The organism is Psychromarinibacter sediminicola (assembly GCF_029168335.1).
GTDB lineage: Bacteria > Pseudomonadota > Alphaproteobacteria > Rhodobacterales > Rhodobacteraceae > Psychromarinibacter > Psychromarinibacter sediminicola.
The window spans coordinates 1-23,943 of record NZ_JARGYC010000009.1; the positions used below are offsets into that span (position 1 = coordinate 1).

Here is a 23,943-nt window from a genome sequence, read left to right on the forward strand (position 1 = left end):
GGCGGAACGGCGTGCAGCGCCGCCTCTCGGCGATTGCTTTGCAATCGCCTGTCGGCAGGGCATTTCGAGACGAAATGCCCGAGAGACCCGCCCTGGGCGGCGCTTCTGGCGAGGACGGTGCCAGATGTCCGGCATACTTGCTCATGTCTCCGGCATCGTAAGGCTCGACCGCGCCCCGTCGGGTCGGCGCTGCACGGCGTTCCGCTCGACCGGGGCGCTATTTGGCAAAGCTGAGGAAGTGGAGTCGTGTAGTGTGCGGCGGCGTCTGCGCCCGTCCGGGGCGGTTCCCGGACGGGACAGCCCGCGCCGGATAAGGCGGGCCGGGCCGGCGATTTCGTGCTAGTATACCTCTGCGAAAAGGGGGAGGCGCGCCATGGCCCGCGAGGCATCAGGGGTCATCGACCACTACACCCGGTCCGGGCTGCTGGACCGGATCGACGCCGCCCTGGCGGCGGCCGGGCACGATCCGGCCAGCCCGACGGTCGAGGCGCTGAGCGAGCTCGATCACCTGCATGGCGGCGGCTTCGGCACCACGGTCGTCCAGGCCGAGCTTGCCGGCATACCGCGTGGCGCCCATGTGCTCGATGCGGGCTGCGGCATCGGCGGGCCGAGCCGCTATCTCGCCAGCGTCTACGATTGCACCGTCGAGGGGGTCGACCTGACGCCCGATTACGTCGCGGTGGCGCGGACGCTGAACCGCCGCACCGGGCTGGACGGGCGCATCACGGTGACCGAAGGCAGCGTGACCGACCTGCCGCAGGCCGACGCGCGGTTCGACGTGGTCCTCTGCCAGAACGTGTCGATGAACGTGGCCGACAAGGAGGCGATGGCGGCAGAGGCCCATCGCGTCCTGCGCCCCGGCGGCATCTACACGATCAGCCACGTGGCCGAGGGGCCGGCCGGCGCGCCGATCTACCCGCTGCCCTGGGCCCGGACCCCCGAGGTGAGTTTCCTGGGGCGCCCGGAGGAGATGCTGGAGACGCTGCGGCGGGCCGGATTCCGCGACGTCCGCGACCGGATGGGAGAGGGGCGCGCGGATCCCGGGGGCGGGCACAGCAAGGGTGCCATCGGTCCCGGCCCGGCGATGGGCGACGACATGGCCGAGCGCCTGGCCAACGTGGTCCGCTCGCTGGAGGAGGGCCGGCTGGTGTCGATGCTGCTGGTGGCCCGCAAGGGCTGAACGGCCGGGCCGGGCCCGGCCGCCGGGTCTCATGCGCCCTGGGGCGCCGGATGCGACCCGCGCCTGGCAAACCACAGAAGCCACAGCGCGAAGGACAGCTCCGCCAGCATCGGCACCGCGTAGGCCGGCAGGACATAGCCGTGCAGCGCGGGCGCGAGGAAGCGGGCGAAGCTGCCGGCGAGGTAGACGACGCCGGCCGCGCCCACCAGCGCGGCGAGCAGGCGCGGCGCGAAGCCGGACCGAGCCAGCAGCACCGCCATCACCAGGCAGTTGAAGCCGAAGAAGATCAGCCCGAGGTCGTAGCCGTCGGCCTGCAGCTCCATCAGGGCCAGGACCCAGTCGCTCGCCGGTCCGGCCGCGACGCGCATCGCCGCGAGGTGCAGGAGCAGCCCCGCCGCCAGCACGGCCGCCTGCATCAGGCGGAACACCATGGCGAAGGTCGCCAGCACCGGCTGGACCGGCCGGAACAGGAAGAACAGCAGTACCGCGAGGCCGATATCGGCCAGGATCATCAGCGTGTCGAGCGCGAAGCCCAGCCGCATCCGCGGCAGCGCGGCGGCGACATTGGCGAAGGTGGCGGCCGGGTCTCCGGCGACCAGGAGCGGCTGGCGGATCGCGAATTCCGCGGTCAGGCCGGCGGCGATGACGGCAAGGTAGAAAAGGCCGGCGGGCAGGGCGAGCGGGCGGGGGGACGCGGTGGCGTGCATGGCGGCGATCCTTTCGGGGCGGCAGGGATGGCAGGGATATTACCCATGCACAGGCGAATGGGAATTCCCCGTTGCCGGATATGCGGTATGCGAATTTGCATGGGTGCGCGCGACTCCCGATGTGCGGCACCTGCGGCCGGCTGTGCGCCCAGCGGCAATCGACGGAACAGAGCGGGGCATTTACTGTTCCTTAACGAGACGGGCGCAAAACGGCGGTCTACGCCTTGCCTGTGGCCCGTCGCACACGTGCGCGCACAAGCGCGTGAAATTCGATGACACGCATGGATGTGCGACGGAAATCCGCGCATCCTGCGTAGCAAGCGACGGGAGACATGGCATAGACATGGCATCTTGAATGGATGCGGATCTGTCCCCAGATGAATGTTAAGGCTCGCAACATGCGGGCTGTCCAAGAGGGATGTCGATGAGCAACTACACGACTTTGCCGGCCCCGTCGCCTGAACAGGGGCTGAACCGGTACCTCCAGGAAATCCGGAAGTTTCCGATGCTGGAGCCGGAAGAGGAATACATGCTGGCCAAGGCCTGGGTCGAGCGCGAGGATACCGGCGCCGCCCACAAGCTGGTCACCAGCCACCTGCGGCTGGCGGCCAAGATCGCCATGGGCTATCGCGGCTACGGTCTGCCGCAGGCCGAGGTGATCTCGGAAGCCAATGTGGGCCTGATGCAGGCCGTCAAGCGGTTCGATCCCGAGAAGGGGTTCCGCCTGGCGACCTATGCGATGTGGTGGATCCGCGCCGCGATCCAGGAATACATCCTGCGGTCGTGGTCGCTGGTGAAGCTGGGCACGACCAGCGCGCAGAAGAAGCTGTTCTTCAACCTGCGCAAGGCCAAGGCCCGGATCGGCGCGCTGGAAGAGGGCGACCTGCACCCCGAGAAGGTGGCCAAGATCGCCGAGGATCTGGGCGTGACCGAGGACGAGGTGATCTCGATGAACCGGCGTCTGTCGGGGGGCGACGCCTCGCTGAACGCGATGGTCGGCAGCGACGAGGACAGTTCGACCGAATGGATGGACTGGCTGGAGGACGAAGAGGCCGACCAGGCCAGCGCCTACGAGGCGCAGGACGAGCTGACCGTGCGGCGCGAGCTTCTGGCCGAGGCGCTGGACGTGCTGAACGAGCGCGAGCAGGACATCCTGACCCAGCGGCGGCTGCAGGATCAGCCGGTGACCCTGGAGGAACTGTCCGGCGTCTACGATGTCAGCCGCGAGCGCATCCGCCAGATCGAGGTGCGGGCCTTCGAGAAGCTGCAGAAGCGGATGCAGGAGCTGGCCAAGGAAAAGGGCGTGCTGGCGCCGGTGGAATAGGCCGCCGCGACGCCGAAGGATGCGGCCGTCCGGTCCGGTGGGGCCGGGCGGCCTTTTTCATGCCGGGGCGGCGCCCCGTCACCGGTCCAGGAGGTCGCGCAGCGTCGCGGTGATCTCGGAGATCAGCGCCGTGCCGCCGTCGCGCCGGGCCAGGGCCGCGCGGGCGCGGTCCGCCTGATCCGCCTGCGCCGCGGCGGTGGACAGGCGCTGCAGCGCGCCGGCGAGGGCGTCGGCGTCGGCCACGGCGATGGCGCCGCCGGCGGCATCGAGCGCGGCGTAGGGGGCCGCGAAGTTCGCCGTGTCGGGGCCGTGCAGGATGGCGGAGCCGGCGGCGGCCGGCTCGAACGGCGTGTGCCCGCCGCGGGGGACCAGCGAGCCGCCGACGAAGGTGACCCCGGCCAGCGCGTACCACAGCGGCATCTCTCCCAGCGTGTCGGCGAGGTAGACGGCGGTGTCCGGGCCGGGCGTTTCGCAGGCGCTGCGCCGGGCGAAGACGAAGCCGGCCTTGTCGATCAGGGACGCGATGGTGGCGCCGCGCGCCGGGTGGCGCGGGGCCAGGATCAGGCGGCGGGCCGGATCCCGGCGATGGGCATGGGCGAAGGCGCGCAGCACCTGCTCCTCCTCGCCCTCGTGGGTCGAGGCGGCGAGGATCGTCGTCTCGCGCGGCAGGGTCCGGGCGAGGGCGGCCAGCGTCTCCGGGTCTGGCGCGGGCAGGTCGACCGCGGATTTCAGCGTGCCGGTGGGGCCGAGCCGGTCCTCGGGCAGGCCGAGCGCGGCGAAGTGGCGGGCCGACTCGGCGTCCTGCGGGGCTAGATAGGCGATGTGGCGCAGCAGGCGCGCCGCGGTGCGCGGGAACCGGTGCCAGCGGCGGAAGCTGCGCGCGGACATGCGCGCGCCGATGCAGGCCACGGGCTCGCGGGCGGTCGCCAGCCGGTTGGGCCAGAGCTCGTTCTCCATCACGATCAGCAGGCGCGGGCGCCAGGCCCGGCGGAACCGGCGCAGCGCGGCGCGGGTGTCGAGCGGGGCGAGCCGTGCGGTCACTCGCGGCAGGCCCCAGCCGGCGACGAGGGCGCGGCCCGAGGCGGTGTTGGCGGTGACCACCAGCGGCGTGTCGGGGACCGTGTGCAGCAGCGCGGCGATCAGCGGCCGGGCCGAGGCGAGCTCGCCGTTGGAGGCGCCGTGCAGCCAGATCGCGCCGGGCGTGCCGGACCCGCGGCCGAGGCGCTGGGCGAGGTCGGCGGCGGAGTCCCGGCCGCGGAGGCGGCGGAGCCACAGCCGGAGCAGGGCAAGCGGGGCCGCGAGGGCCAGGAATAGGCGATAGGCGCGCATCGCCGCCCTTCTAGGCCAGGGGCGGCGCCTTCGCCAGCCGAAGGGTCAGAGCGTGGTGGCCTTGCGCAGCGTCTCGGCGGCGACGGCGCTGTCGAGCGTGCCCTGCGGCAGCTCGACCGGGCGCGGCCCGCCCTTGCGCCGGGCGCCGCTGGCGGCGATGCCCAGCTTCGACTGCACCTCGCGCGGCAGCGCGGGCGAGGTCCGTGTGTCGAAGGTCAGGCTCTCGGTGGCGATGCCCTCGGCGAACAGGAACTCGTGGTTGTCGAACAGCACCTGGAAATAGTCGACGAAGCCGCCGGTCGAGCGCGTGACGCTGTCGCCGTTCACCAGGTATTCGGCCTTGACCACCACCTCGGCGCGGCCGGCCTGCAGCCGGTCCTCGCGCTGGTAGACGAACAGGCGCTGGTTCGGCGACAGGCGCAGCTCGCCCGCGTTGTTCAGCGCGCCGGGCGCGATGACGATGGGGGCGAAGCGGCCGGTGGCGCGGACGGTCTGCTGGCCGATCCAGCGCACCGGCTGCGGGCCGTTGTCGCGGGTCAGGACCATGTCGCCGGGGCTCAGTTCCTCGATCGGGCGCTGGGCGCCGTCGGCCATGGTGATATGCGTGCCGCGGGTGAAGGAGACGCAGGCGAGATGCGCGAACTTGGCGCGCGTCGCCTCGGTGTCGATCGCCACCAGCGCATAGTCGGTGCGCGGCCGCAGGTCGGCCAGCGGCAACAGGTAGGTGGCCGCGATCAGGGCGCTGTCCGCCTCCAGCTCCACCAGCACCAGGCATTCGACGATGGCGCCGTCGGGCGCCATGAAGGTGGCGCAGCAGTCCAGGTGCAGCACCGCGCCCGGCCGGCCCATCTGGCTGCCGGCCGCGACCTTGAAATGCGACACGCCCTCGGTGACGTCGAGGTTCAGCCGCCAGCGGCGCGCGGCGGGCGCCAGGTTGTAGATGTCGTCCAGGATGACCTCGCCGGAATGCCCCATCGGGTCGCCCAGATTGGCCCCGTTCGACACGACGACATCCTCGGCCCGGAACACCGGAAGCCCCTGCGCGGGCACCTGGCCCGAAAACCCCTGCATACTCATGATCGGCAGCCTGTCCCATGTTTCGCGGCATGGCTGTCCGACGGGCGGCTACCCCCATAGCCGTCGCGACGCACACCCCACCGCCATAGACACCGTCGACGGTACCGCGCGCGTGCCGAATCCGTCAACGAATGGCGGCGGTTATGCGGTATTGTGCCGGGTTTGTCTCCCCTCCCGTGACAGTCTGCCGCGCAGGGCGGCATTGATCCGATCCGGTCGACACGCCGCGATGCGGCGAAGCCCGCGGAGGACGGCCGTGGAGACCGTGGAGGAAGGCAGGGGATTCGGTGCGCTTTTCCTTCCGGCGGGCGGGTGCTAGCCATGCGGCAACGCATTGCACGGCAGTCACGCGAAGGGAGACAGGGATGGATCTGGGGATCGAGGGAAAACGGGCGCTGGTCTGCGCCTCGTCCAAGGGGCTGGGGCTGGGCTGTGCCCGGGCGCTGGCCGAGGCCGGCGTGAACCTGGTGATGAACGCGCGCGGCGCCGAGGCGCTGGAAGCGTCGGCGCAGGCGATCCGCGACGACTTCGGCGTCGAGGTCACGGCGGTGGCGGCCGATATCGTCAGCGAGGCCGGCCGCGCCAAGGTTCTGGAGGCCGCGGGCGAGGTCGATATCCTGATCACCAATGCGGGCGGGCCGCCGCCGGGCATGTGGCCCGACTGGTCGCGCGACGATTTCGTCGCGGCGCTGGACGCCAACATGCTGACGCCCATCGCGCTGATCCAGGCGCTGGTGCCCGGCATGATGGAGCGCGGCTGGGGCCGCGTCGTCAACATCACCTCGCAGTCGGTGAAGGCGCCGATGGCGGTGCTGGGCCTGTCGAACTCGGCGCGCACCGGGCTGACCGGCTTTGTCGCGGGGACCTCGCGGCAGGTGGCGCATTCCGGCGTGACGATCAACAACCTCCTGCCCGGCTCGCACGCGACCAACCGGACGGAGACGATGGACAACGGCGCCGCCGAGAAGCGCGGGATCGGCGTGGACGAGGTGCGTGCCGAGAAGTTCAAGACCATTCCCGTGGGCCGGTACGGCACGGTCGAGGAGTTCGGGGCGACCTGCGCCTTCATGTGCTCGCAGTTCGCCGGGTTCATGGTGGGGCAGAACGTGCTGCTCGATGGCGGGATGAACAACTTCACCATCTAGCGCGCGCGTTCATCGGCCCCGCCGCTCCGGGGTGCGGCGCGCTCTCTTCACGCGGCGGCTTCTGGGCGCCCCGGCCGCTTGCCCCGGGGCGGGGCGGTTGCTATCTGCCGATGACCGAGTGAATTGATCGGACACCCTTTCTCGTGACTGGCCCCGCCTCCACCGCTCCCGTGCCCCGGCTGGACATCCGGAACATGGTCCGCAGCTATGCCGGCCGGCGGGTGGTGGACGACGTGTCGCTGGCGGTGATGCCGGGGCAGGTGACCTGTCTTCTGGGGCCGTCGGGCTGCGGCAAGTCGACGACGCTGCGCTGCATCGCGGGCGTTGACATGCAGGATTCGGGCGAGATCTACCTGGACGGCGAGCTGATCTGCGACACCGTCTTCCGGGTGCCGCCGGAGCGGCGGTCGATCGGGCTGATGTTCCAGGATTTCGCGCTGTTTCCACATCTGACGGTGGCCGACAACGTGGCCTTCGGGCTGAGCGGATCGCGCGCCGAGAAGCGGGCGCGGGTGGCGCAGCTTCTGGACCGGGTGGACATGGCGGCCCATATCGACGCGCATCCGCACGAGCTGTCGGGGGGCGAGCAGCAGCGGGTGGCGCTGGCCCGGGCGCTGGCGCCGGGGCCCAAGGTGATGTTGATGGACGAGCCGTTTTCCGGCCTCGACAACCGGCTGCGCGACGGCATCCGCGACGAGACGCTGGAGATCCTGAAGGAAGAGGGGGCGGCCGTCCTGCTGGTCACGCACGAGCCGGAAGAGGCGATGCGGATGGCCGACGAGATCGCGCTGATGCGCGACGGGCAGGTGGTGCAGCGCGGCGCGCCCTACAACGTCTACAACGCACCGGCGGACAAGGCGGCGGCGGCGTTCTTTTCGGACATCAACGTGATCCCGGGGGTGGTGCATGGGGCGCTGACGGACACGCCGTTCGGGCAGTTCCTGGCGCCGGGGGTGCCGGACGGGACGGCGGTGGAGATCGTGATCCGGCCGCAGCATCTGAAGATCGACTTCGACCGCGAGGGGCGGGGGCCCCTGCCGACGGCGAAGGACGGCGTGGCCGCGCGGGGCGTGGTGCAGCGGGCGCGGTTCATGGGCAAGGAGAGCCTGGTGGAGTTCCGGATGGATCACGACCTGTCGATCCTGAAGGCGACGGTGCCGAACGTGTTCCTGCCGAAGCCGGGCACGGCGATGTGGCTGACGATCCGGCGGGACCGGTGTTTCGTGTATCCGGAGGGCGGTGTCCGAGGTTGGACGGGGGGCTAAGCCCCTGGGATCGTTGGCGGTAGCGGTAACAGGGGTGCGTCCGGACGCGCGTTGGGCCCGGATCGGGCGGGGGCGGTTTCGTCGGGCGGACTCCCCGGCGAAGCGCACGATGGGGCGGGCCGGCCTTGTCCGGCGATGTTGACATCGTATTTCGGTGGTTCATACGTAGCGAAGCAACTGTGGAGAACGCGGTGCAGAAGATGTCCATCATCGTGCGGGCGGATTGGGATGACGAGGCCCAGGTCTGGGTCGCCACGAGCCATGACGTGGACGGGCTCGCGGTCGAGTCCGACACGCTCGAAGCGCTCAAGGACAAGGTGGTTGCGGCAATTACCGATCTGCTGGAGCTGAACGGGTTTGCCGGCGACGGCGGACTGCCGGAGATTCCGGTGCACATCATGTCCGAACAGATGGCCCGCGTGCCGAACCCCCGTTTCTGAGACCTTGGCCGGTTTCTACAAAGACCTCGTTGCGATCCTGCGGGAGGCCGGCTGCACATTCGTGCGCGAAGGGCGAGGCGACCACGAAATATGGGAAAGCCCCGTGAACGGCAGGAAGTTCACGGTGGACAAGGGCTGCAAGTCCCGGCACACGGCGAACGAGGCGCTGAAGCAGGCCGGCCTGAAGAAGGCGTTCTAGGCCGGCGCCCCCCCGCCGCCCCGGGGCGTATTTTCAACGAGAAGAAGCGGCGGTGCGGTTGCGGTAGTCGATCAGGGTCTTGCCCTGTTCCTCGACGAAAAGGGCGGGGAGGGTGTCGCAGGTCTCGATCAGGTCGATGCGCAGGGTGGCGAAGTCGGCGGTCGTTTCGCACCAGCAGGTCACGGTCCAGACGCGGCCCCAGTAGTCGAGCTTCAGCGGCCGGATGGTGCGGGTCTCGGGCGCGGGGTCGTGGTAGACGACGCGCAGCTTTTGGCGGGCGCGGATCGCGGCGCGGATGCGGGGCATGTGGCGGAAGCCGGCGGCGGCGTCGGCGAACGGGTAGACGGCGAAGCCCCAGCCGGTGGGCGCGGTCGAGCGGTCCTCGGGCAGGACCGCGTCGATCTTCGACGACAGCTGCCGCGCGGCGGCGCGCAGCTCGTCGTCGCCGCCCTCGGCCACCGCCGCGAGGCCGAGATGCAGCGCCTCCAGTTCGGTCAGCGACAGGTTCAGCGGCGGCAGCGTGACGGGCGCGGTCATCCGGTAGCCGATGCCGCGTTCGCCCTGCACCGGCACGCCCGAGGCCATCAGCGTTTCCATGTCGCGCCAGATCGTGCGCTCGGACACGCCCTGATCGGCCGCGAGCTCCGCCGCCTTGTGGTAGCGGCCGTCGCGCAGGGTCTGGATCAGGCTGTAGAGGCGGTCGGTGCGGCGCATCGGTCCCGGGGTGATTCGCGGATCGTCGGGGCCGGGGTGGCCCGCATAACTGACAAAAACCTGACAGGAGACGCCGGGGCTGTCAATTTCCCGCCGACGCCGCCGGAAAAAACCCTGCAAAACCGGGCCTGCGCGTGTTTGACGCTTTCCCGCGGCCGCGGATTTCCCTAAAACCCGGAGACGTTTTGCGGAGCGGGCCGAACGGGATGAGGGCCCGCCAAGGAGAGACCCAATGCTGAACAATATCGGACTTCCCGGCCTGCTGCTGATCGCCGTGGTCGTGCTGGTGCTTTTCGGGCGCGGCAAGATCTCGTCGCTGATGGGCGAGGTCGGCAAGGGCATCACCGCCTTCAAGAAGGGCGTGAGCGACAGCAAGGAGGAGCTGGAGGACAGCACCGCCGCCGCGCGCGACGTGACGCCCGAGGACGAAAAGGAAAAGGACAAGGCCTGATCGCCTTGTCCGCCTGACGGCGGGACATTCCTGACATGCTTGACCTCGGCTGGACCGAACTTCTTCTGATCGGCATCGTGGCGCTGATCGTGGTGGGCCCAAAGGACCTGCCGGGCATGTTCCGTACCCTGGGCCGCTTTACCGGCAAGATGAAGAACATGGCGCGCGAGTTCCAGCGCGCGATGAACGACGCCGCCGACGAGGCGGGGATGAACGACGTCGCCAAGGACCTGAAGTCGGCGACCTCGGCCAAGTCGATGGGGCTGGACAAGCTGAACTCGGCCGCCGACCGGTTCGAGAAGTGGGAGCCGGGGAAGTCCAAGAAGGACGCGGCGAAGGACGCTGCCAAGGACAAGGCGGGCGAGGCGGCCGAGGCGGCCGGAGAGCCGGGCAAGCCGAAGGCGGAGGCCGAGAAGGGGCCGGAGACGCAGAAGCTGTCCGAGGAGCGCGCCGAGCAGGCCCGGAAGATCCGCGAGAGCGCGGCGAAGAAGGCCGAGGAACGGCGCGCGGCCGCCGCTGCGGCCGATGCCGCCGAGACGGCGCCCGAGCCAGAACCCGGGCCGGAACCCGAGGAGGCGCCCGGCGACGCCCCGGGCCGGTCCGCCGCCGCCAAGACCAAGACACCGGCCGCTGACGCGCCGGCCCCGCCCGCAGCCGGGAGCAAGAGCGAATGAGCGCCACCGACGACGACGAGATCGAGGCCTCCTCCGCTCCGCTGATCGAACACCTGGCCGAGCTGCGCACCCGGCTGATCCGGTCGGTGCTGGGCTTCATCGTGGGCATGGTGATCTGTTTCACCGTGGCCACCCCGATCTTCAACTTCCTGACCGCGCCGCTCTGCCAGGTGCTGGCGGCGCGTGGGCAGGACTGCGACCTGATCTTCATCAGCCCGCAGGAAGGCTTCTTCGTCGCGGTGAAGGTGTCGCTGCTGGGCGGCTTCATGCTGTCCTTCCCGGTCATCGCCCACCAGATGTGGCGCTTCGTGGCGCCGGGCCTGTACCGGTCGGAAAAGGGCGCCTTCCTGCCGTTCCTGGTCGCCTCGCCCTTCATGTTCCTGGCGGGCGCGGCGTTCGCCTTCTACGTGGTCACGCCGCTTGCCTACGACTTCTTCCTGGGCTTCCAGCAGTTCGGCGCCGAGGGCGAGGCGGTGCCGACCGAGGACGTGGCGCAGGGGCTGTCGGTGGTCTTCCAGGGTTCGGCGCAGGAATACCTGAACCTGACGATCAAGTTCATCGTGGCCTTCGGGCTGTGTTTCCAGCTGCCGGTCCTGCTGACCCTGATGGGCAAGGCGGGGCTGGTGTCGTCGAGCGGGCTGCGCTCTGTGCGCAAGTACGCGATGGTCGGCATCCTGGTGCTGGCCGCGCTGGTCACGCCGCCGGACGTCATCACCCAGGTGATCCTGTTCGTGGTGGTCTACGGGCTGTACGAGGTGTCGATCCAGCTGGTGAAGCGGGTGGAGCGCAAGCGTGTCGAACAGCTGCGCGAAGAGGGCGTGCTGGGCGAGGACGAGGATCTCGACGACCTCTACGGCATGGGCGACGACGACGAGGAGGACCCCGAGCGAGAGGACCGGTCGTGAGCGACGACAGCCTGCGCCGGATCGCCGAGGCGCTGGAGCGGATCAGCCCGGCGCCGATGGCGACGCCCGATTTCTCGGCCGCCGATGCCTTTGTCTGGCATGTGGATCCCGACCGGCTGGTGCCGGTGCCGAAGGTGAACCGGGTGGACCTGCCGCTTCTGGTCGGGATCGAGCGGGCGCGCGACACGCTGCTGGAGAACACGGTGCAGTTCGCCAGGGGCTTGCCGGCGAACAACGCGCTGCTCTGGGGCGCGCGCGGGATGGGCAAGTCGAGCCTCGTCAAGGCGGTGCATGCCGAAGTTCTGGCGCGGGGGCATCCGCTGAAGATCGTGGAGCTGCAGCGCGAAGATTTGCCGAGCGTCGGACGGCTGCTGACCATCCTGCGCGACGCCGCGGCGCGGTTCGTGCTGTTCTGCGACGACCTGAGCTTCGGGCATGACGACCAGCACTACAAGTCGCTGAAGGCCGTCCTGGATGGCGGGATCGAGGGGCGGCCCGACAACGTGGTGTTCTACGCCACCTCGAACCGGCGCCATCTGATGCCGCGCGACATGATCGAGAACGAGCGCTCCACCGCGATCTCGCCCAGCGAGGCGACCGAGGAGAAGGTGTCGCTGTCGGATCGTTTCGGGCTGTGGCTGGGGTTCCATCCCTGTTCGCAGGACGAGTATCTCGCGATGATCCGCGGCTATTGCGACGCCTACGGGGTCGAGATCGGCGAGGACGAGATGCGCGCCGAGGCGATCGAGTGGCAGGCGACGCGCGGCGCGCGGTCGGGGCGGGTGGCCTGGCAGTACTTCACCGACCTCGCCGGGCGGCGGGGCGTGGCGCTATAGGCCGCTCCGACACCGCCGGCGCGTGTCAGGCGGCGCGGCGCCGGGCGGCGTGGCGCAAGTCGAGGAGCCGCAGCACCTCGTGGCGGCGCAGGACCGGGCGCGCGGTCGGGCCGTAGACCTGCTGCACCGGGCCCTGTCCCAGCCCCGGGATCAGGGCGCGAAGCTGATCGACCGCGGCCTTGGGATACATCTTCAGCGCCTCGGGGCCGGGATAGAAGCTTTCGGTCGCGGCGCCGTTGGCGCGGATCACGTGGTGCCGGGCGAGCAGCAGGTGGTGATAGGTGACCTGTCGTCTGCCCTGGGCCACGCGGACCGGGCCGGGGGCCTCGGCCAGGTGGCGGGCGCGGGCGAACCGGCCGGCGAGGGGCGCCGGCGCGTCTTCCAGCAGCATCGCGTGCTGCGGCGAGACGAGAAGCGGCGCGTCGTTGCCCAGCACGCCTTCGGGGATCAGCACGGGGCGGTTCTGCGGCTCGGCCAGCAGGGCCTCGGGCCCGAGATGGCGGCGGCCGGTCCAGAGGATCGGCTGCGGCCCGGCATCGAGCGTCATCACCAGGTCGCCGGGCGTCAGCGTCTCGACGGGCACGTCGCCCCGCGGCGTGCGGATGCGGGTGCTGGTGGCGAAACAGGGCACGCCGGCCGAGCCCAGCGCCTGCGCGCCGTCGATCTCGGACGGGCTGACGCCCAGCAGCGTCAGGCTCTCGCCGTTCGGGAAGGACAGGACAGCGTTGCCCGAGCCGTCGTCGCTGACCGTGATGTCCCAGGCGTTGACCGGGTTGCCCTCGTCGTCCAGCAGGCCCGACAGGTCGAGCTGGTCGTTGAAACTGCCGTCGTTGTCGTCGTCGCCCGTGTCGAAATCGGTGATGACGTCGGCGCCGCCGCCGGATTGCAGGACGAAGATGTCGTCGCCCGTGCCGCCGGTCAGCGTGTCGGCCCCGGCCCCGCCATCGAGCGTGTCGGCCCCGCCGTCGCCCGCCAGCACGTCGTCGCCCGCCCCGCCGTCCAGGCTGTCGGCATCCGCCGCCTCCGGGTCGGGGACCGTGGTGAAGTAGACGTCGCTGACATAGATTGCCTGGGTCGCGGTCACGCCGTTGGCATAGACGATCTCGATCGAGGTGACCGGCCCGCCGATCTCGACCAGCACCGAGCCGTTGGCGTCGGACGGGTTGTCCAGCGCCGAGCCGGCGGTGATCGTGTTGCCGGAGACCGTGTCGTCGCCCTCGGGCGTCAGCGTGACGGAGACGGGATCGGTGCCGTTATAGGCGTTGACCGTCACGATGTCCTGGTGGTTGCCGGAGGCGAAGTCGATGTCGTTGAGGCGGAACGAGACGTTCTCGACCGCGCCGGTGACGGGCGCGCCGCCGGCCGCCGCGAAGTCGATCGTCGTGGTCGAGGTGTCGCCGTCGCCGTCGCCGTAGAGGTAGAGGTTGGAATTGGCGTCGTAATCCTCGCCGCCCTCGACATAGGCGGTGTCGGAGGTCTCGATGAGGAAGCTGGGATTGTTGTCGCCGTCGTCCGAGAAGGACACGCTGACCTGGGTGTCGCCGGTGGTCTGGGTGAAGCCGCCCGCGACATTGGTGCCGTCGGGGCCGACGGCGCTCCAGTCCAGGAACTCCTGGGAGCCGGTCAGGTCGCCGCTGCCGTCGTTGCCCTGCAGCGTGTCGTTGCCGTCGCCGCCCTCCAGCGTGTCGTTGCCCGTGCCGCCGGACAGAAGGTCGGCCGCGTCGCCGCCGCTGACGCTGTCGTCGCCGTCGCCGCCGTCGAGCGTGTCGGTGCCGGTGCCGCCCTCGATCGTGTCCGCCCCGTCGCCGCCGTCGATGCTGTCGTTGTCGGCCCCGCCGCTCAGGCTGTCGTCGCCCGCGCCGCCGTCGATCGTGTCGTCGCCCGCGCCGCCGCTGACGGTGTCGTCGCCGAGGCCGGCGGACACGCTGTCGTCGCCGCCCAGCGCCTCGATGGTGTTGGCGTTGCCGTCGGGCCCGTCGGCAAAGCCGTCGTCGACCTGGTCGTTCTCGGGGTCGCCGGTATAGCTGGCGTCGATGGTGTCGGCGCCGGACGTGCCGGTGACGACATGCTCGGGCGCCACGTAATCCTCGGAGGAAAAGGCGATGTCGCCCGCGCTGACGTCGGGGTTGCTGTCGAAATCGATGGCCGTGTATTCGCGCCCGGCGACCAGCGGGATCTCGGAGATCGTGTAATAGCCCGCGGCCGCGCCGTCCTCGACCTGCAGCGTGGCGATCTGGAAGACCTCTCCGGTGACGCTGTCCTGGACCGTCCAGACCTCTTCGGCATCGACATCCGAGTTGGTCGAGATCGTGCCGTTCAGGTCGACATCGCCGGTGGCGCTTTCGCCGCCGTCGTTGTCGTCGTCGAGCGTCACGCCCTCGACGCCGGATTCGGGGTCGTCGACGACGATCTTGCCATCGGCCGTGGCCGGCCCGGTCCAGACGAAGCTGCCGGTGCCCTGCGGCAGGATCTGCCAGGGGTCGGCGTCGTAGAAGCGCAGGTTATAGGTGGCCATGGCCGGCCCCCGTGCCCACGCTGGTTGCCATCGTGTTGTCTGCCTGCATCTGCCTGCCCCAATTCTTGGTATATTGGTTATCGACGCCTGGGTCGGCGGCTCGGAGGCGACAATCGGACGGTTTCTTGATTTATTGTCCGGTGATTTTCCGGGAATTCATGGTTATCGGGCCGAACATGGCCGAATTGCGGCCGCGCCGTGCCGGACTCGCCCGACTGCGTCGTGCCGGTCGGGGTATCGGGGTCCGGATCGTGTCCGCGGGCGGTGGCGGAGCGGGCGGTGCGTCAGGGGGCTGTTGCGGGCCCGTTCCGCCCGTCCGGCGACACGACGGAGCCGCCGGTGTCAGGCCGACGTCACCGTCGCGCGCAGTTTCCCTGGCCGGGCAGGCGTCAGTTCACGTAGGGCACCGGGTCGACGCTTTCGAACCCTTCGCGCACCTCGAAATGCAGGAAGGCGGGGCTGGTGTCGCGCACCTCGGCGATGGTCTGGCCGCGGGTCACCCGGTCGCCCTTGGAGACGGGGATGTTCTGGATGTTGGCGTAGACCGTCAGCAGGTTGTTGGCGTGGCGCACCACCAGGATCGGCACTTCCTCGGTGTCGCGGGTGATGGCGGCGATCACGCCGTCATCGGCGACCTTCACCGGGGTGCCGGCGGAGGAGGCGATGTCGATGCCGTCGTTCTTGCCCTTGTCGTAGGGCCGGATGATCGACCCCGACACCGGCAGCAGGAGCCGCGCGGCGTTCTCTTCGCTGCGCTCCTCGCTGAGCGAGGGCGAGGGCGGCGGCGCGACCGAGGCGACCTCGTTCTCCTCGGGCAAGGGCTTGGAGGCGCTGGGCGGCTCGGGCGTCAGCGTGCCCTCGCCGGGGGCCGAGGTCGTCTCGGCCGTCTCGGGCGGGGGCGGGGCCGGCTGATCGTCGGAGGCGACGGGGATCAGCAGATAGGCGCCCTCGCGCACGTTCATGTCGGAGCCGAGCCCGTTCCATTCGGCCAGCGAGCGGACCGAGACCTTGTAGCGCCGCGCGATGGAATAGGCGGTTTCGCCCCGTTCCACCTTGTGGCGGATCGGCTCGGGGCCGCTGCTGCTCTCCGGCGCGGGGCCGGCCGCGGGCGGGTCGAGCGTGGTGGTCTCCACTTGTTCGGGCGGATTGCCGCCGTCGACGCGGTCGAGCGCGCCGGAGGCCAGCGAGGTGATGTCGACATTGCCGTCCTCGCCCGAGGTGTCGACCTTGCGGGGCAGGGCGATGACCTCGCCCGCGCGCAGCGGCACGTCGGGGGCGATGCCGTTATAGTCGGCGAGTTCCTTGGCGCCGAGGCCGAGCCGGCCGGCCATGCTGCGGATGGTATCGCCGCGCTGGGCCACGACGACCTGGAAATTCGGGTAGCTGATGATGCCGTTCTCGTCCGGCGCGGGCCGTCGTTCCGTCGCCAGGCGGGTGGCATCGGTGGTGTCCAGCCCGCCGCTCAGGTTGCGCATGTCCACGTCGAAGCCGCCGCTGCCGCCGCTGCAGGCGGCCAGGGCGAGAAGGCTGGCCGTGGCCAGCAGAGTACGGAGGTTCAGTCGGCGGAAATCTGCCATCGCTCGTTCCCCTGTCGCCCCGTTGTTGCCCGGGGCCGTCCTGTCAATCCTGTCCCAACCCCTCGACAAGGGGCACGAATCGCACCGGCGCCAGCTCTTCGTATTCAAGCCCAGCTTCGGATTTCGTAACTTTTATAAGCCTTTGGACCGCGTCCGACTGACCCACCGGCACTACCATGATACCGCCCGTGCGCAACTGCGCCAAGAGCGGGCCGGGCGGATCCTCGGCCGCGGCGGTCACGACGATGCGGTCGAAGGGCGCCTGGTCGGGCAGGCCGAAGCTGCCGTCGCCGACGATGGTGGTGATGTTGGTCAGATCCAGCCGGTCGAAGACGCGCCGCGCCTCCTTCACCAGCCGACGGTGGCGGTCGACGGTGTAGACCCGGCGCGCCAGCTGGCTGAGGATCGCCGCCTGGTAGCCCGAGCCGGTGCCGACCTCCAGCACCTTGTCGCGCGGGCGCACCTTCAGCGCCTGGGTCATCAGGCCGACGACGCCCGGCTGGCTGATCGTCTGGCCGCAGGCGATGGGCAGGGGCAGGTCGTCATAGGCGCGGCTGGCGAAATGGCCCTTCACGAACAGGCCGCGGTCGATGAACTCCATGGCCTCCAGAACGCGCTTGTCCGTCACGCCCTTCGACCGCAGGGCGAAGAGGAACTGCATCACACGTTCGGCGTCCATCATGTCGAAATCTACCATGGCCATGCGGTCATTCCATCTTTTCGCGCAGGGTGTCGAGCAGGTCGTGGGCCGTCAGGTCGCAGCGCATCGGCGTGACCGAGACATAGCCGTCGAGATTGGCTTGGTTGTCCGAGTCCGGCGCCGTCTCGACCGCCTGCGGTCCGCCCTTGATCCAGACGAAGCGGCGGCCCGAGGGGGACATGTGCGGCTCGGTGCTGAAATAGGTGTCGCGGCGCATGCCCTGGACGGTGACGCGGGTGCCTTTCACCTCCGCGGCCGGGCAGGGCGGGAAGTTCACGCTGTAGAACACGCCGTAGTCGCCGCCGCCCCATTCGTTCCAGTCGAGGATGCGGCCGACCACCTCGGCGCCGGTGGCGGCGGCGGCCTCGAACGGGTCGGCGAGGTCGCGGTTGGCGGGGCCGTAGTATTGCGACAGGGCGATGGCGGGCACGCCCTGCAGCGCCGCCTCCATCGCGCCGCCGATGGTGCCGGAATAGAGCGTGTTCTCGGCCGCGTTGTTGCCGCGGTTGACGCCCGACAGCACCAGGTCGGGGCGCGCGCCGTCGAGCACGTCGTAGAGCCCGGCCAGCACGCAGTCGGCCGGCGAGCCTTCGGCGGCGTAGCGCCGCGCCGCCATCTCGATCACCATCATCGGGTGCGTATAGCTGATCTTGTGGCCGACGCCGGACTGTTCGAAGGCGGGCGCGACGGTCCAGACCTCGCCCTGCGGGCCCGCCACCTCGGCCGCGATCCGCTCCAGGACCTGGAGTCCCGGCGCATTGATCCCGTCGTCATTGGTGATGAGTATTCGCATGCCTGCCTTCTTGTTTATTGACCCCTGCATAATCCAACGCGGGGGCGATTTGAATCCGGTTTCCGGCGGAATGGATACACAAGCCGACGGGCGTTGCTTTTTGGCGTCGTCGCGGCGCGATTTTTGCCGGGGCGTGTTCGAATAGTGACAGGCTTGGCGGCAGTTCGGCCGGATATCAGGGCGGTTTTGCGCGATATGCGCCGGACGGCTATGGTTGGGCAAAAGCCAAAGAGCAAGCGGCAGGCATATGTTTCGAGCAGTTCCTCTGGCGGCAGCGACGCTGGCCCTGGCCTCCTGCGCGGTGGGTCCGGATTACGACGCGCCGTCCATCGAGTTGCCCGACCGTTTCCTGCACGCGCAGGACGGCACGCTGCTGAACGCGGCGACCGAGCTGTGGTGGCTGAAGCTCAACGACCCGCTGCTGGCCCATTACGTCGAGCGGGGCAACGCCCAGAACCTGTCGATCGCCGCCGCGCTGGAACGGATCCGCGCGGCGGAGGCGGGGTTGGGGCGCGTCGGGCTGAACGCGCTGACCAACGGCGGGCTGGAGGTGCGGGGCACGCGCGGGCCCGACCGGCTCGGCCGGATCGACAACCAGGTCAGCGGCGGCTTCAACGCGGTCTACATCCTCGACGTCTTCGGCGGCCGGCGCCGCGCGACGGAACAGGCGCTGGCGCTGCACGAGGCGGCGCAGTACGACGCGGGCGTGGTGCGGCTGGCCTTCCTGTCGGACATCACGGATGCCTATCTTCAGGCGCGCTACTTCCAGGCCGCGGCCGAGATCGCCAAATCCTCGATCCGCAGCCGCCGGCAGCTCGTGGGCATCGCGCAGCAGCTGCGCACCGCCGGCGCCACGACCCAGCTCGACGTGGAACAGGCGCGGCGCCTTTTGAAATCGGCGGAGGCGGAGCTGCCCGAGCTCATGGCGGGCTTCGAGTCGAACGTGTTCCGGCTGGCGACGCTTCTGGCGGAGGCGCCCGAGCCGCTTCTGGAGGAGATGCGCAGCTCCGACTACCAGCCGCGTCCCATCGGCTTCGAGGGCGCCGGCATTCCCGCCAACCTCCTGCGCAACCGGCCCGACATACGGGCGGCCGAGCGCCAGCTTGCCGCCGCGACCGCGGCCATCGGCGTGGCCGAGGCCCAGCTCTACCCGTCGCTGTCCCTGAGCGGGACGATCACCGCGTCGGATTCCGAGCTTCTGGGCTACAGCGACAACTGGTCCATCGGGCCGACGCTGAACCTGCCGATCCTGAACCGCGGCGTGCTGGACGCCGGCCGCAGGGTGGCGGTGTCCGAGGCGCGGCAGGCCGAGCTGGACTGGCGATCCACCGTGCGGACCGCGGTGGAAGAGGTGCAGCGCGGGCTGTCGCGGACCGGCTACCTGAAGACGCAGGTCGGCAAGCTGGAGGAAACGCTGGTCTATTCGCGCCGGGTGCTGGAGCTGTCGCGCTCGGCCTACCGCGCGCAGGAGGTGGTGCTGACCGAGGTGCTGGATGCCGAGATCGCGCTGTCGCGGGACCGGCTGAGCCTGGCGGCCGCCTATCGCGACTATGCGCTGGCCTGGTCGCAGCTTCAGGTGTCGGGCGGCAAGGGCTGGCGCGCGCCGGGCTTTCAGACCGACCTGGAGCGCGAAGACCCGCATCCGCGGCGCGATCCGCTGGGTCTTTCGGGCATCTTCAGGGGCGGCAAGGGCTGACGGCGCCGGCGCGTCTCAGGCGTTGCCGCGGTCCGTTTTCCGCCGCCACGCCTCCGGCAGGTATTGCCGCGCGCCGGTGATCCAGCGATAGAGCGGGCGGATGTCCAGCGCCGCGATGGCCGCGCCCAGCGGCAGCATCCAGACGCCGAGGAACGGGATGATCGGGCCGATCAGGCCGCCGGCCATCAGCAAGAGACCCACGAGCAGGCGCAGCCCGGGCGGCAGATGCCGACGGGCCCAGTCCTGCCCTTTCAGGGTCAGATCCCTGGCCGTATTCCACATCTTCGCGAACCACGCGCGCATCACCGGTAATCTCCTGCGGCCAGCCCCTCGGGGCCGGCGATATGAGTTTCCGCTCCGGGCACGATGTCGGTGTTCTGCGCGGCAATGCAAGTCCAGCCGTCGCCGTTTCTCTGCATCACGAACAGCAGGATCGTCGTTCGACGCCCCGCGACGCCGCCATCGGGCGCCCGTTGCCCTGTCAGGGTGAAACGGCAATGCACCAGCGCGAGTTCCGATCCCAGCCGGCGAATCTTCACCCGCCCCGGCGCCAGCCGGCTGTCGGCGAAGAAGGATCGCAGCGCGTAGCCGTGCGCCCGGGCGATGGCCGCGCGATCCTCCCACCAGAGACCGACCACGTTCACGAAATCGGCGTCCTCGGCGAAGAGCGCCGCCAGCGCGCCCGCGTCGCGCGCCATCCAGGCCCGGGCGAAGGCCGCCGGCATCTCCTCCGGCGCCGACAGGGTCAATTCACGCGCACCATCTTGCCCGGGTTCAGGATGTTCTGCGGATCGAGCGTGCGCTTGATGTCGCCCATCACGCCCCAGGCGTCGCCGTGCTCGGCCTCCATGTAGTCGAGCTTGCCCACGCCGATGCCGTGTTCGCCGGTGGCCGTGCCGCCGAGGCGCAGCGCGCGTTCGACCATGCGGTGGCTGATCGCCTGGGCTTCCGCGCGCTCGGTCGGGTTGTCCTCGTCGAAGAGCAGGACGGTGTGAAAGTTGCCGTCGCCCACATGGCCCACGATGGGGCCGTGGATCGAGGCGCCGGCGATGTCGGCGCGGGTTTCCTCCACCGCCTCGGCCAGCTTCGAGATCGGCACGCAGATGTCCGTCACGATGGCCCGCGCGCCGGGGCGGCTGGCCAGGCAGGCGTAATGCGCGTTGTGCCGCATGGTCCAGAGCGCCTTGCGGTCCTCGGGCTTGACGGCCCATTCGAAATCCGAGGCGCCGAAATCGGCCACCACCTCGCGGAAGGTCTCGGCCTCCTCCTTCACGCCGCCCTCGGAGCCGTGGAATTCCACCATCAGGTGCGGCACTTCCTGGAAGGAGGCGCCGGCATAGGCGTTGAAGGCGGCCGCCGTGGCCGGGTCGACGAACTCGATCCGGGCCATGGGAATGCCCATCTGGATCGTCGCGATGACGGCGTTGACCGCGTCCTCCATCGTGGGGAAGGCGCAGACGGCCGAGGACACCGCCTCGGGCTGGCCCTGCAGGCGCAGGGTCAGCTCGGTCACCAGGCCCAGCGTGCCTTCGGAGCCGACCATCAGCCCGGTGAGATCGTAGCCGGCCGAGGTCTTGCGCGCCCGCGTGCCGGTGCGGATGACGCGGCCGTCGGCCAGCACCACCTCCAGCGCCAGCACGTTTTCGCGCATCGTGCCGTAGCGGACGGCGGTGGTGCCGGAGGCGCGGGTCATCGCCATGCCGCCCAGCGTCGCGTTGGCGCCGGGATCGACCGAGAAGAACAGCCCCGTGGCGCGCAGCTCCTCGTTCAGCGCCTCGCGGGTGACGCCGGGCTGCACCGCGACGTCCATGTCCTCCTGGTTCACCTTCAGCACCCGGTTCATGCGGGTGAAGTCCACCGACACACCGCCGGTGAAGGCGAGCGCGTGCCCCTCCAGCGAGGTCCCCACGCCCCAGGGCACGACCGGACAGCCGTGCCGGCCGCAGATCTTCACGATCTCCGCGACCTCGGCGGTGCTGTCGGGATAGGCCACAGCGTCGGGCGGGGTGAGCGGGAAGTGCGACTCGGACCGCCCGTGCAGGTCCAGATCGGACTTGGATCGGCTCAGCCGATTGCCTAGTAATGAGGAAAGCTCGTTCAGTGCCGCGTCGTTACGCATCGTCGTTCATCCATCCCCTCGCAGACGAGTTCGGCCCAGACTAGAGGAAGTTCACAAGGTGCGGAACCGTTCAGCGCAAACCGGAGCCGAGACGGGCGAACCGGCGCGCAAACCGGTCCGGACCCTGATCGCGCGGCAGGCGCGCGCGGCGCGCGACAGTCTGAGCCGCGGCTGGCACATGCTGCGCGACCGCGGGCCGGGGCAGGTGCAGTTCTGGTTCATCGCGCTGGTGCTGGGCACCGCGGCGGGGCTGGCGGCGATGGGCTTCCGGCTGGGGATCGAGACGCTGCAGGCGGCCCTCTACGGCACCGAGGACGTGGCCCACCTGCACAGTTTCGCCCGGACGCTGCCGTGGTATTGGGTCGTGCTGATCCCGGCGATCGGCGGGCTCGTCGTGGGGATCATCCTGCACCGCTTCACCGGCGACGGGCGGGTGCGCGCCGTGTCGGACGTGATCCAGGGCGCGGCGCTGAACGACGGCCGGGTGGAGAAGCGAGAAGGCATCGCCTCGGCCGTCGCCTCGTGGATCACCCTCTCCTCCGGCGGCTCCTCGGGGCGCGAGGGGCCGGTCGTCCACCTCGCGGGCGTGCTGGCCACCTGGGTGTCGGACCGGATCAACGCCGACGGCGTCACGGGGCGCGACCTTCTGGGCTGCGCGGTGGCGGCGGCGGTCTCGGCGTCGTTCAACGCGCCCATCGCCGGCGCGCTCTTCGCGATGGAGGTGATCCTGCGCCACTTCGCGGTCAACGCCTTCGCGCCCATCGTCATCGCCTCGGTCGCGGGGACGGTGGTCAACCGGCTGGTCTTCGGCGACGTGACCGAGTTCACGCTGGCCGAGCATTCGACGCTGGAATTCTACGTCGAGCTTCCCGCCTTCCTGATCCTGGGGCTCGTGGCGGGGCTGGTCTCGGTCTCGCTGATGCGGGCGATCTTCTGGGCCGACGCGGTCGGCACCTGGCTGCAACGGCGCATGGCGCTGCCGCGCTACCTGCGGCCGGCCGTCGCCGGCCTGGTGCTGGGGGGCATCGCGATCTGGTATCCGCATATCATCGGCGTGGGCTACGAGACGACCTCGGCCGCGCTGACCGGGAAACTCGTCCTGCACGAGGCGATCGTCTACGCCGTCATCAAGACCGTCGCGGTCGCGATCACGCTCGGGGGACGGATGGGCGGCGGCATGTTCTCGCCCTCGCTGATGCTGGGAGCGCTGACCGGGCTGGCCTTCGGAATCATCGCCACGGGCATCTTCCCCGAGGTCTCGGGCTCGGAGTCGCTCTATGCGCTCGCCGGCATGGGGGCGGTGGCCGCGGCGGTGCTGGGGGCGCCGATCTCGACCACGCTGATCGTTTTTGAGCTGACCGGCGACTGGCAGACCGGCCTGGCCGTCATGGTCGCCGTGTCGCTGTCGACGGCGCTGGCCAGCCGGATCGTGCAGCGGTCGTTCTTCCTGACCCAGCTCTACCGGCGCAACATCCACCTGGCCGCCGGGCCGCAGGCCTATCTGCTGTCGATGGTCCGCGTCGCCACGCTGACGCGCGATCTGAGCGCCGACGGCCCCGCCACGGAAGAGGCCGCGTGGGAGCTGATCGAGCAGGGCATCTATATCGACGGCGCCGCGACCCTGGCCACGGCGATGCCGGTCTTCGACAAGGGCGGCGCCAACTGGGTGCCGGTGGTCACGCTCTGGGGCGAGGACCGGCCGCCGGAACTCCTGGGCGCGCTCTACCATGTCGACGCGCTGAAGGCCTACAACAAGGCACTCGCCGAAACGGCGGCCGAAGAACACCGCTGACCCCACGCCCGAGCTTCTTCTGGCTGACAATACTCCGGGGGGGCCGTTCATCGTGCGCCATCGGTTCAAGCCCGATGGACGGCGGGGCTGGCCCCCCAACGCACCAAAGATCTCGCGCCGCAGGCGCTCCGTTTGGGAGCGTGTCGCTCAGAGCTGCTCCACCGCCACGCGGTCGGTGTAGAAGGCCAGGCGGCCGGCGATCGCCTCCAGCCCCTCCTTCGGGGTCTCGTAGCTCCAGGCGGCATCGGTGATCGGCCCGCTCTTGGCCTGGATCGTGTAGTAGCTCGCCTCGCCCTTGTAGGGGCAGGTGCTGCGGGTGTCCGACGGCTCCAGGAAGGCCATCGCGAGATCCGCGCGCGGGAAGTAGATGACGGGCGGATAGTCGCCCTCGGTCAGTTCGACCGCGTCGGAGCTTTCGCCCAGCACCGCGCCGCCGGCGCGCACGACCCAGGTGCCCTCTGCCTTGCGTGTCCTGATATGGGAGTTCATCTTGCTTTCATCCCCT

Annotated in this window: 24 protein-coding genes; 12 read left to right on the forward strand and 12 right to left on the reverse strand. The window is 70.0% G+C overall.

Annotation, left to right across the window (positions count from 1 at the left end; all coding sequences use genetic code 11):
• Positions 1-373: 373 nt before the first annotated feature.
• Entirely contained in the window at positions 374-1,180 is an 807-nt protein-coding gene (locus P1J78_RS04995) for a class I SAM-dependent methyltransferase (RefSeq protein WP_275566228.1), read from the forward strand.
• A 29-nt stretch (positions 1,181-1,209) separates the two neighbouring features.
• Here P1J78_RS04995 and P1J78_RS05000 read toward each other — a convergent pair whose 3' ends face one another.
• A complete protein-coding gene (locus P1J78_RS05000) occupies positions 1,210-1,887 on the reverse strand; it encodes a DUF4386 domain-containing protein (RefSeq protein ID WP_275566229.1) in 678 nt (225 codons plus the stop codon).
• Between the two features lie 424 nt (positions 1,888-2,311).
• Between P1J78_RS05000 and rpoH the strand changes: the two genes are divergently transcribed.
• Positions 2,312-3,211 (forward strand): RNA polymerase sigma factor RpoH, encoded by a 900-nt coding sequence (rpoH, locus tag P1J78_RS05005; RefSeq protein ID WP_275566230.1) that lies wholly within the window; start codon positions 2,312-2,314, stop codon positions 3,209-3,211.
• A gap of 78 nt (positions 3,212-3,289) precedes the next feature.
• Here rpoH and P1J78_RS05010 read toward each other — a convergent pair whose 3' ends face one another.
• Positions 3,290-4,540 (reverse strand): 3-deoxy-D-manno-octulosonic acid transferase, encoded by a 1,251-nt coding sequence (locus tag P1J78_RS05010; protein ID WP_275566231.1) that lies wholly within the window; start codon positions 4,538-4,540, stop codon positions 3,290-3,292.
• A gap of 45 nt (positions 4,541-4,585) precedes the next feature.
• Entirely contained in the window at positions 4,586-5,617 is a 1,032-nt protein-coding gene (locus tag P1J78_RS05015) for a Hint domain-containing protein (protein ID WP_275566232.1), read from the reverse strand.
• 365 nt (positions 5,618-5,982) lie between these two features.
• Here P1J78_RS05015 and P1J78_RS05020 point away from each other — a divergent pair, with 365 nt between their 5' ends.
• The 4 genes from P1J78_RS05020 (at position 5,983) to P1J78_RS05035 (ending at position 8,666) form a co-directional block, all read left to right on the forward strand.
• Positions 5,983-6,762 carry an SDR family oxidoreductase gene (locus P1J78_RS05020; protein ID WP_275566233.1) on the forward strand — a complete coding sequence of 260 codons (780 nt, stop codon included), beginning with the start codon at positions 5,983-5,985 and terminating at the stop codon, positions 6,760-6,762.
• Positions 6,763-6,956: 194 nt separating this feature from the next.
• Positions 6,957-8,027: an ABC transporter ATP-binding protein gene (locus P1J78_RS05025; protein ID WP_275566234.1), complete on the forward strand. Its 1,071-nt coding sequence runs from the start codon at positions 6,957-6,959 to the stop codon at positions 8,025-8,027.
• Positions 8,028-8,227: 200 nt separating this feature from the next.
• On the forward strand, positions 8,228-8,467 hold the full coding sequence (locus P1J78_RS05030; protein WP_275566320.1) for a DUF1902 domain-containing protein: 240 nt from the start codon (positions 8,228-8,230) through the stop codon (positions 8,465-8,467).
• A gap of 4 nt (positions 8,468-8,471) precedes the next feature.
• Positions 8,472-8,666 carry a type II toxin-antitoxin system HicA family toxin gene (locus P1J78_RS05035; protein WP_275566235.1) on the forward strand — a complete coding sequence of 65 codons (195 nt, stop codon included), beginning with the start codon at positions 8,472-8,474 and terminating at the stop codon, positions 8,664-8,666.
• A 33-nt stretch (positions 8,667-8,699) separates the two neighbouring features.
• Here P1J78_RS05035 and P1J78_RS05040 read toward each other — a convergent pair whose 3' ends face one another.
• Positions 8,700-9,380 carry a helix-turn-helix transcriptional regulator gene (locus P1J78_RS05040; RefSeq protein ID WP_275566236.1) on the reverse strand — a complete coding sequence of 227 codons (681 nt, stop codon included), beginning with the start codon at positions 9,378-9,380 and terminating at the stop codon, positions 8,700-8,702.
• 232 nt (positions 9,381-9,612) lie between these two features.
• On the opposite strand from P1J78_RS05040, the gene P1J78_RS05045 reads away from it, so the two are divergent.
• Genes P1J78_RS05045 through P1J78_RS05060 form a run of 4 tightly spaced genes read left to right on the forward strand, consistent with a single transcriptional unit; the run spans position 9,613 to position 12,246 of the window.
• Positions 9,613-9,831, forward strand: a complete 219-nt coding sequence (locus P1J78_RS05045) for a twin-arginine translocase TatA/TatE family subunit (protein ID WP_275566237.1) — start codon at positions 9,613-9,615, stop codon at positions 9,829-9,831.
• Positions 9,832-9,866: 35 nt separating this feature from the next.
• A complete protein-coding gene (tatB, locus tag P1J78_RS05050; RefSeq protein WP_275566238.1) occupies positions 9,867-10,505 on the forward strand; it encodes a Sec-independent protein translocase protein TatB in 639 nt (212 codons plus the stop codon).
• Complete coding sequence (gene tatC / locus P1J78_RS05055; RefSeq protein ID WP_275566239.1) at positions 10,502-11,410, forward strand: twin-arginine translocase subunit TatC; 909 nt, start codon at positions 10,502-10,504, stop codon at positions 11,408-11,410. The genes tatB and tatC overlap by 4 nt, the downstream gene beginning before the upstream one ends.
• Complete coding sequence (locus P1J78_RS05060; RefSeq protein WP_275566240.1) at positions 11,407-12,246, forward strand: ATP-binding protein; 840 nt, start codon at positions 11,407-11,409, stop codon at positions 12,244-12,246. The genes tatC and P1J78_RS05060 overlap by 4 nt, the downstream gene beginning before the upstream one ends.
• A gap of 25 nt (positions 12,247-12,271) precedes the next feature.
• Here P1J78_RS05060 and P1J78_RS05065 read toward each other — a convergent pair whose 3' ends face one another.
• From P1J78_RS05065 to surE, 4 genes are all read right to left on the reverse strand, one after another.
• Positions 12,272-14,761 carry a Hint domain-containing protein gene (locus P1J78_RS05065; RefSeq protein ID WP_275566241.1) on the reverse strand — a complete coding sequence of 830 codons (2,490 nt, stop codon included), beginning with the start codon at positions 14,759-14,761 and terminating at the stop codon, positions 12,272-12,274.
• Between the two features lie 389 nt (positions 14,762-15,150).
• Positions 15,151-16,338 carry a peptidoglycan DD-metalloendopeptidase family protein gene (locus P1J78_RS05070; protein WP_275566242.1) on the reverse strand — a complete coding sequence of 396 codons (1,188 nt, stop codon included), beginning with the start codon at positions 16,336-16,338 and terminating at the stop codon, positions 15,151-15,153.
• A gap of 43 nt (positions 16,339-16,381) precedes the next feature.
• Positions 16,382-17,041 carry a protein-L-isoaspartate(D-aspartate) O-methyltransferase gene (locus P1J78_RS05075; protein WP_374213177.1) on the reverse strand — a complete coding sequence of 220 codons (660 nt, stop codon included), beginning with the start codon at positions 17,039-17,041 and terminating at the stop codon, positions 16,382-16,384.
• 4 nt (positions 17,042-17,045) lie between these two features.
• Entirely contained in the window at positions 17,046-17,831 is a 786-nt protein-coding gene (surE, locus tag P1J78_RS05080) for a 5'/3'-nucleotidase SurE (protein ID WP_275566243.1), read from the reverse strand.
• A gap of 247 nt (positions 17,832-18,078) precedes the next feature.
• Between surE and P1J78_RS05085 the strand changes: the two genes are divergently transcribed.
• Entirely contained in the window at positions 18,079-19,527 is a 1,449-nt protein-coding gene (locus P1J78_RS05085) for an efflux transporter outer membrane subunit (RefSeq protein ID WP_275566244.1), read from the forward strand.
• A 15-nt stretch (positions 19,528-19,542) separates the two neighbouring features.
• Here P1J78_RS05085 and P1J78_RS05090 read toward each other — a convergent pair whose 3' ends face one another.
• From P1J78_RS05090 to P1J78_RS05100, 3 genes are read right to left on the reverse strand one after another with little or no spacing between them, the layout of a single operon-like run.
• Positions 19,543-19,830 (reverse strand): hypothetical protein, encoded by a 288-nt coding sequence (locus P1J78_RS05090; RefSeq protein WP_275566245.1) that lies wholly within the window; start codon positions 19,828-19,830, stop codon positions 19,543-19,545.
• Complete coding sequence (locus P1J78_RS05095) at positions 19,830-20,276, reverse strand: YybH family protein (protein ID WP_275566246.1); 447 nt, start codon at positions 20,274-20,276, stop codon at positions 19,830-19,832. The genes P1J78_RS05090 and P1J78_RS05095 overlap by 1 nt, the downstream gene beginning before the upstream one ends.
• Positions 20,273-21,646: an FAD-binding oxidoreductase gene (locus P1J78_RS05100; protein ID WP_275566247.1), complete on the reverse strand. Its 1,374-nt coding sequence runs from the start codon at positions 21,644-21,646 to the stop codon at positions 20,273-20,275. The genes P1J78_RS05095 and P1J78_RS05100 overlap by 4 nt, the downstream gene beginning before the upstream one ends.
• A gap of 178 nt (positions 21,647-21,824) precedes the next feature.
• Here P1J78_RS05100 and P1J78_RS05105 point away from each other — a divergent pair, with 178 nt between their 5' ends.
• Positions 21,825-23,438: a chloride channel protein gene (locus P1J78_RS05105; RefSeq protein ID WP_275566322.1), complete on the forward strand. Its 1,614-nt coding sequence runs from the start codon at positions 21,825-21,827 to the stop codon at positions 23,436-23,438.
• A gap of 147 nt (positions 23,439-23,585) precedes the next feature.
• Here the strand turns inward: P1J78_RS05105 and P1J78_RS05110 are convergent, their stop codons facing one another.
• The gene (locus tag P1J78_RS05110; RefSeq protein ID WP_275566248.1) at positions 23,586-23,927 is read right to left on the reverse strand and encodes a DUF427 domain-containing protein; all 342 of its coding nucleotides are present in this window, start codon (positions 23,925-23,927) and stop codon (positions 23,586-23,588) included.
• Between the last annotated feature and the right edge of the window lie 16 nt (positions 23,928-23,943).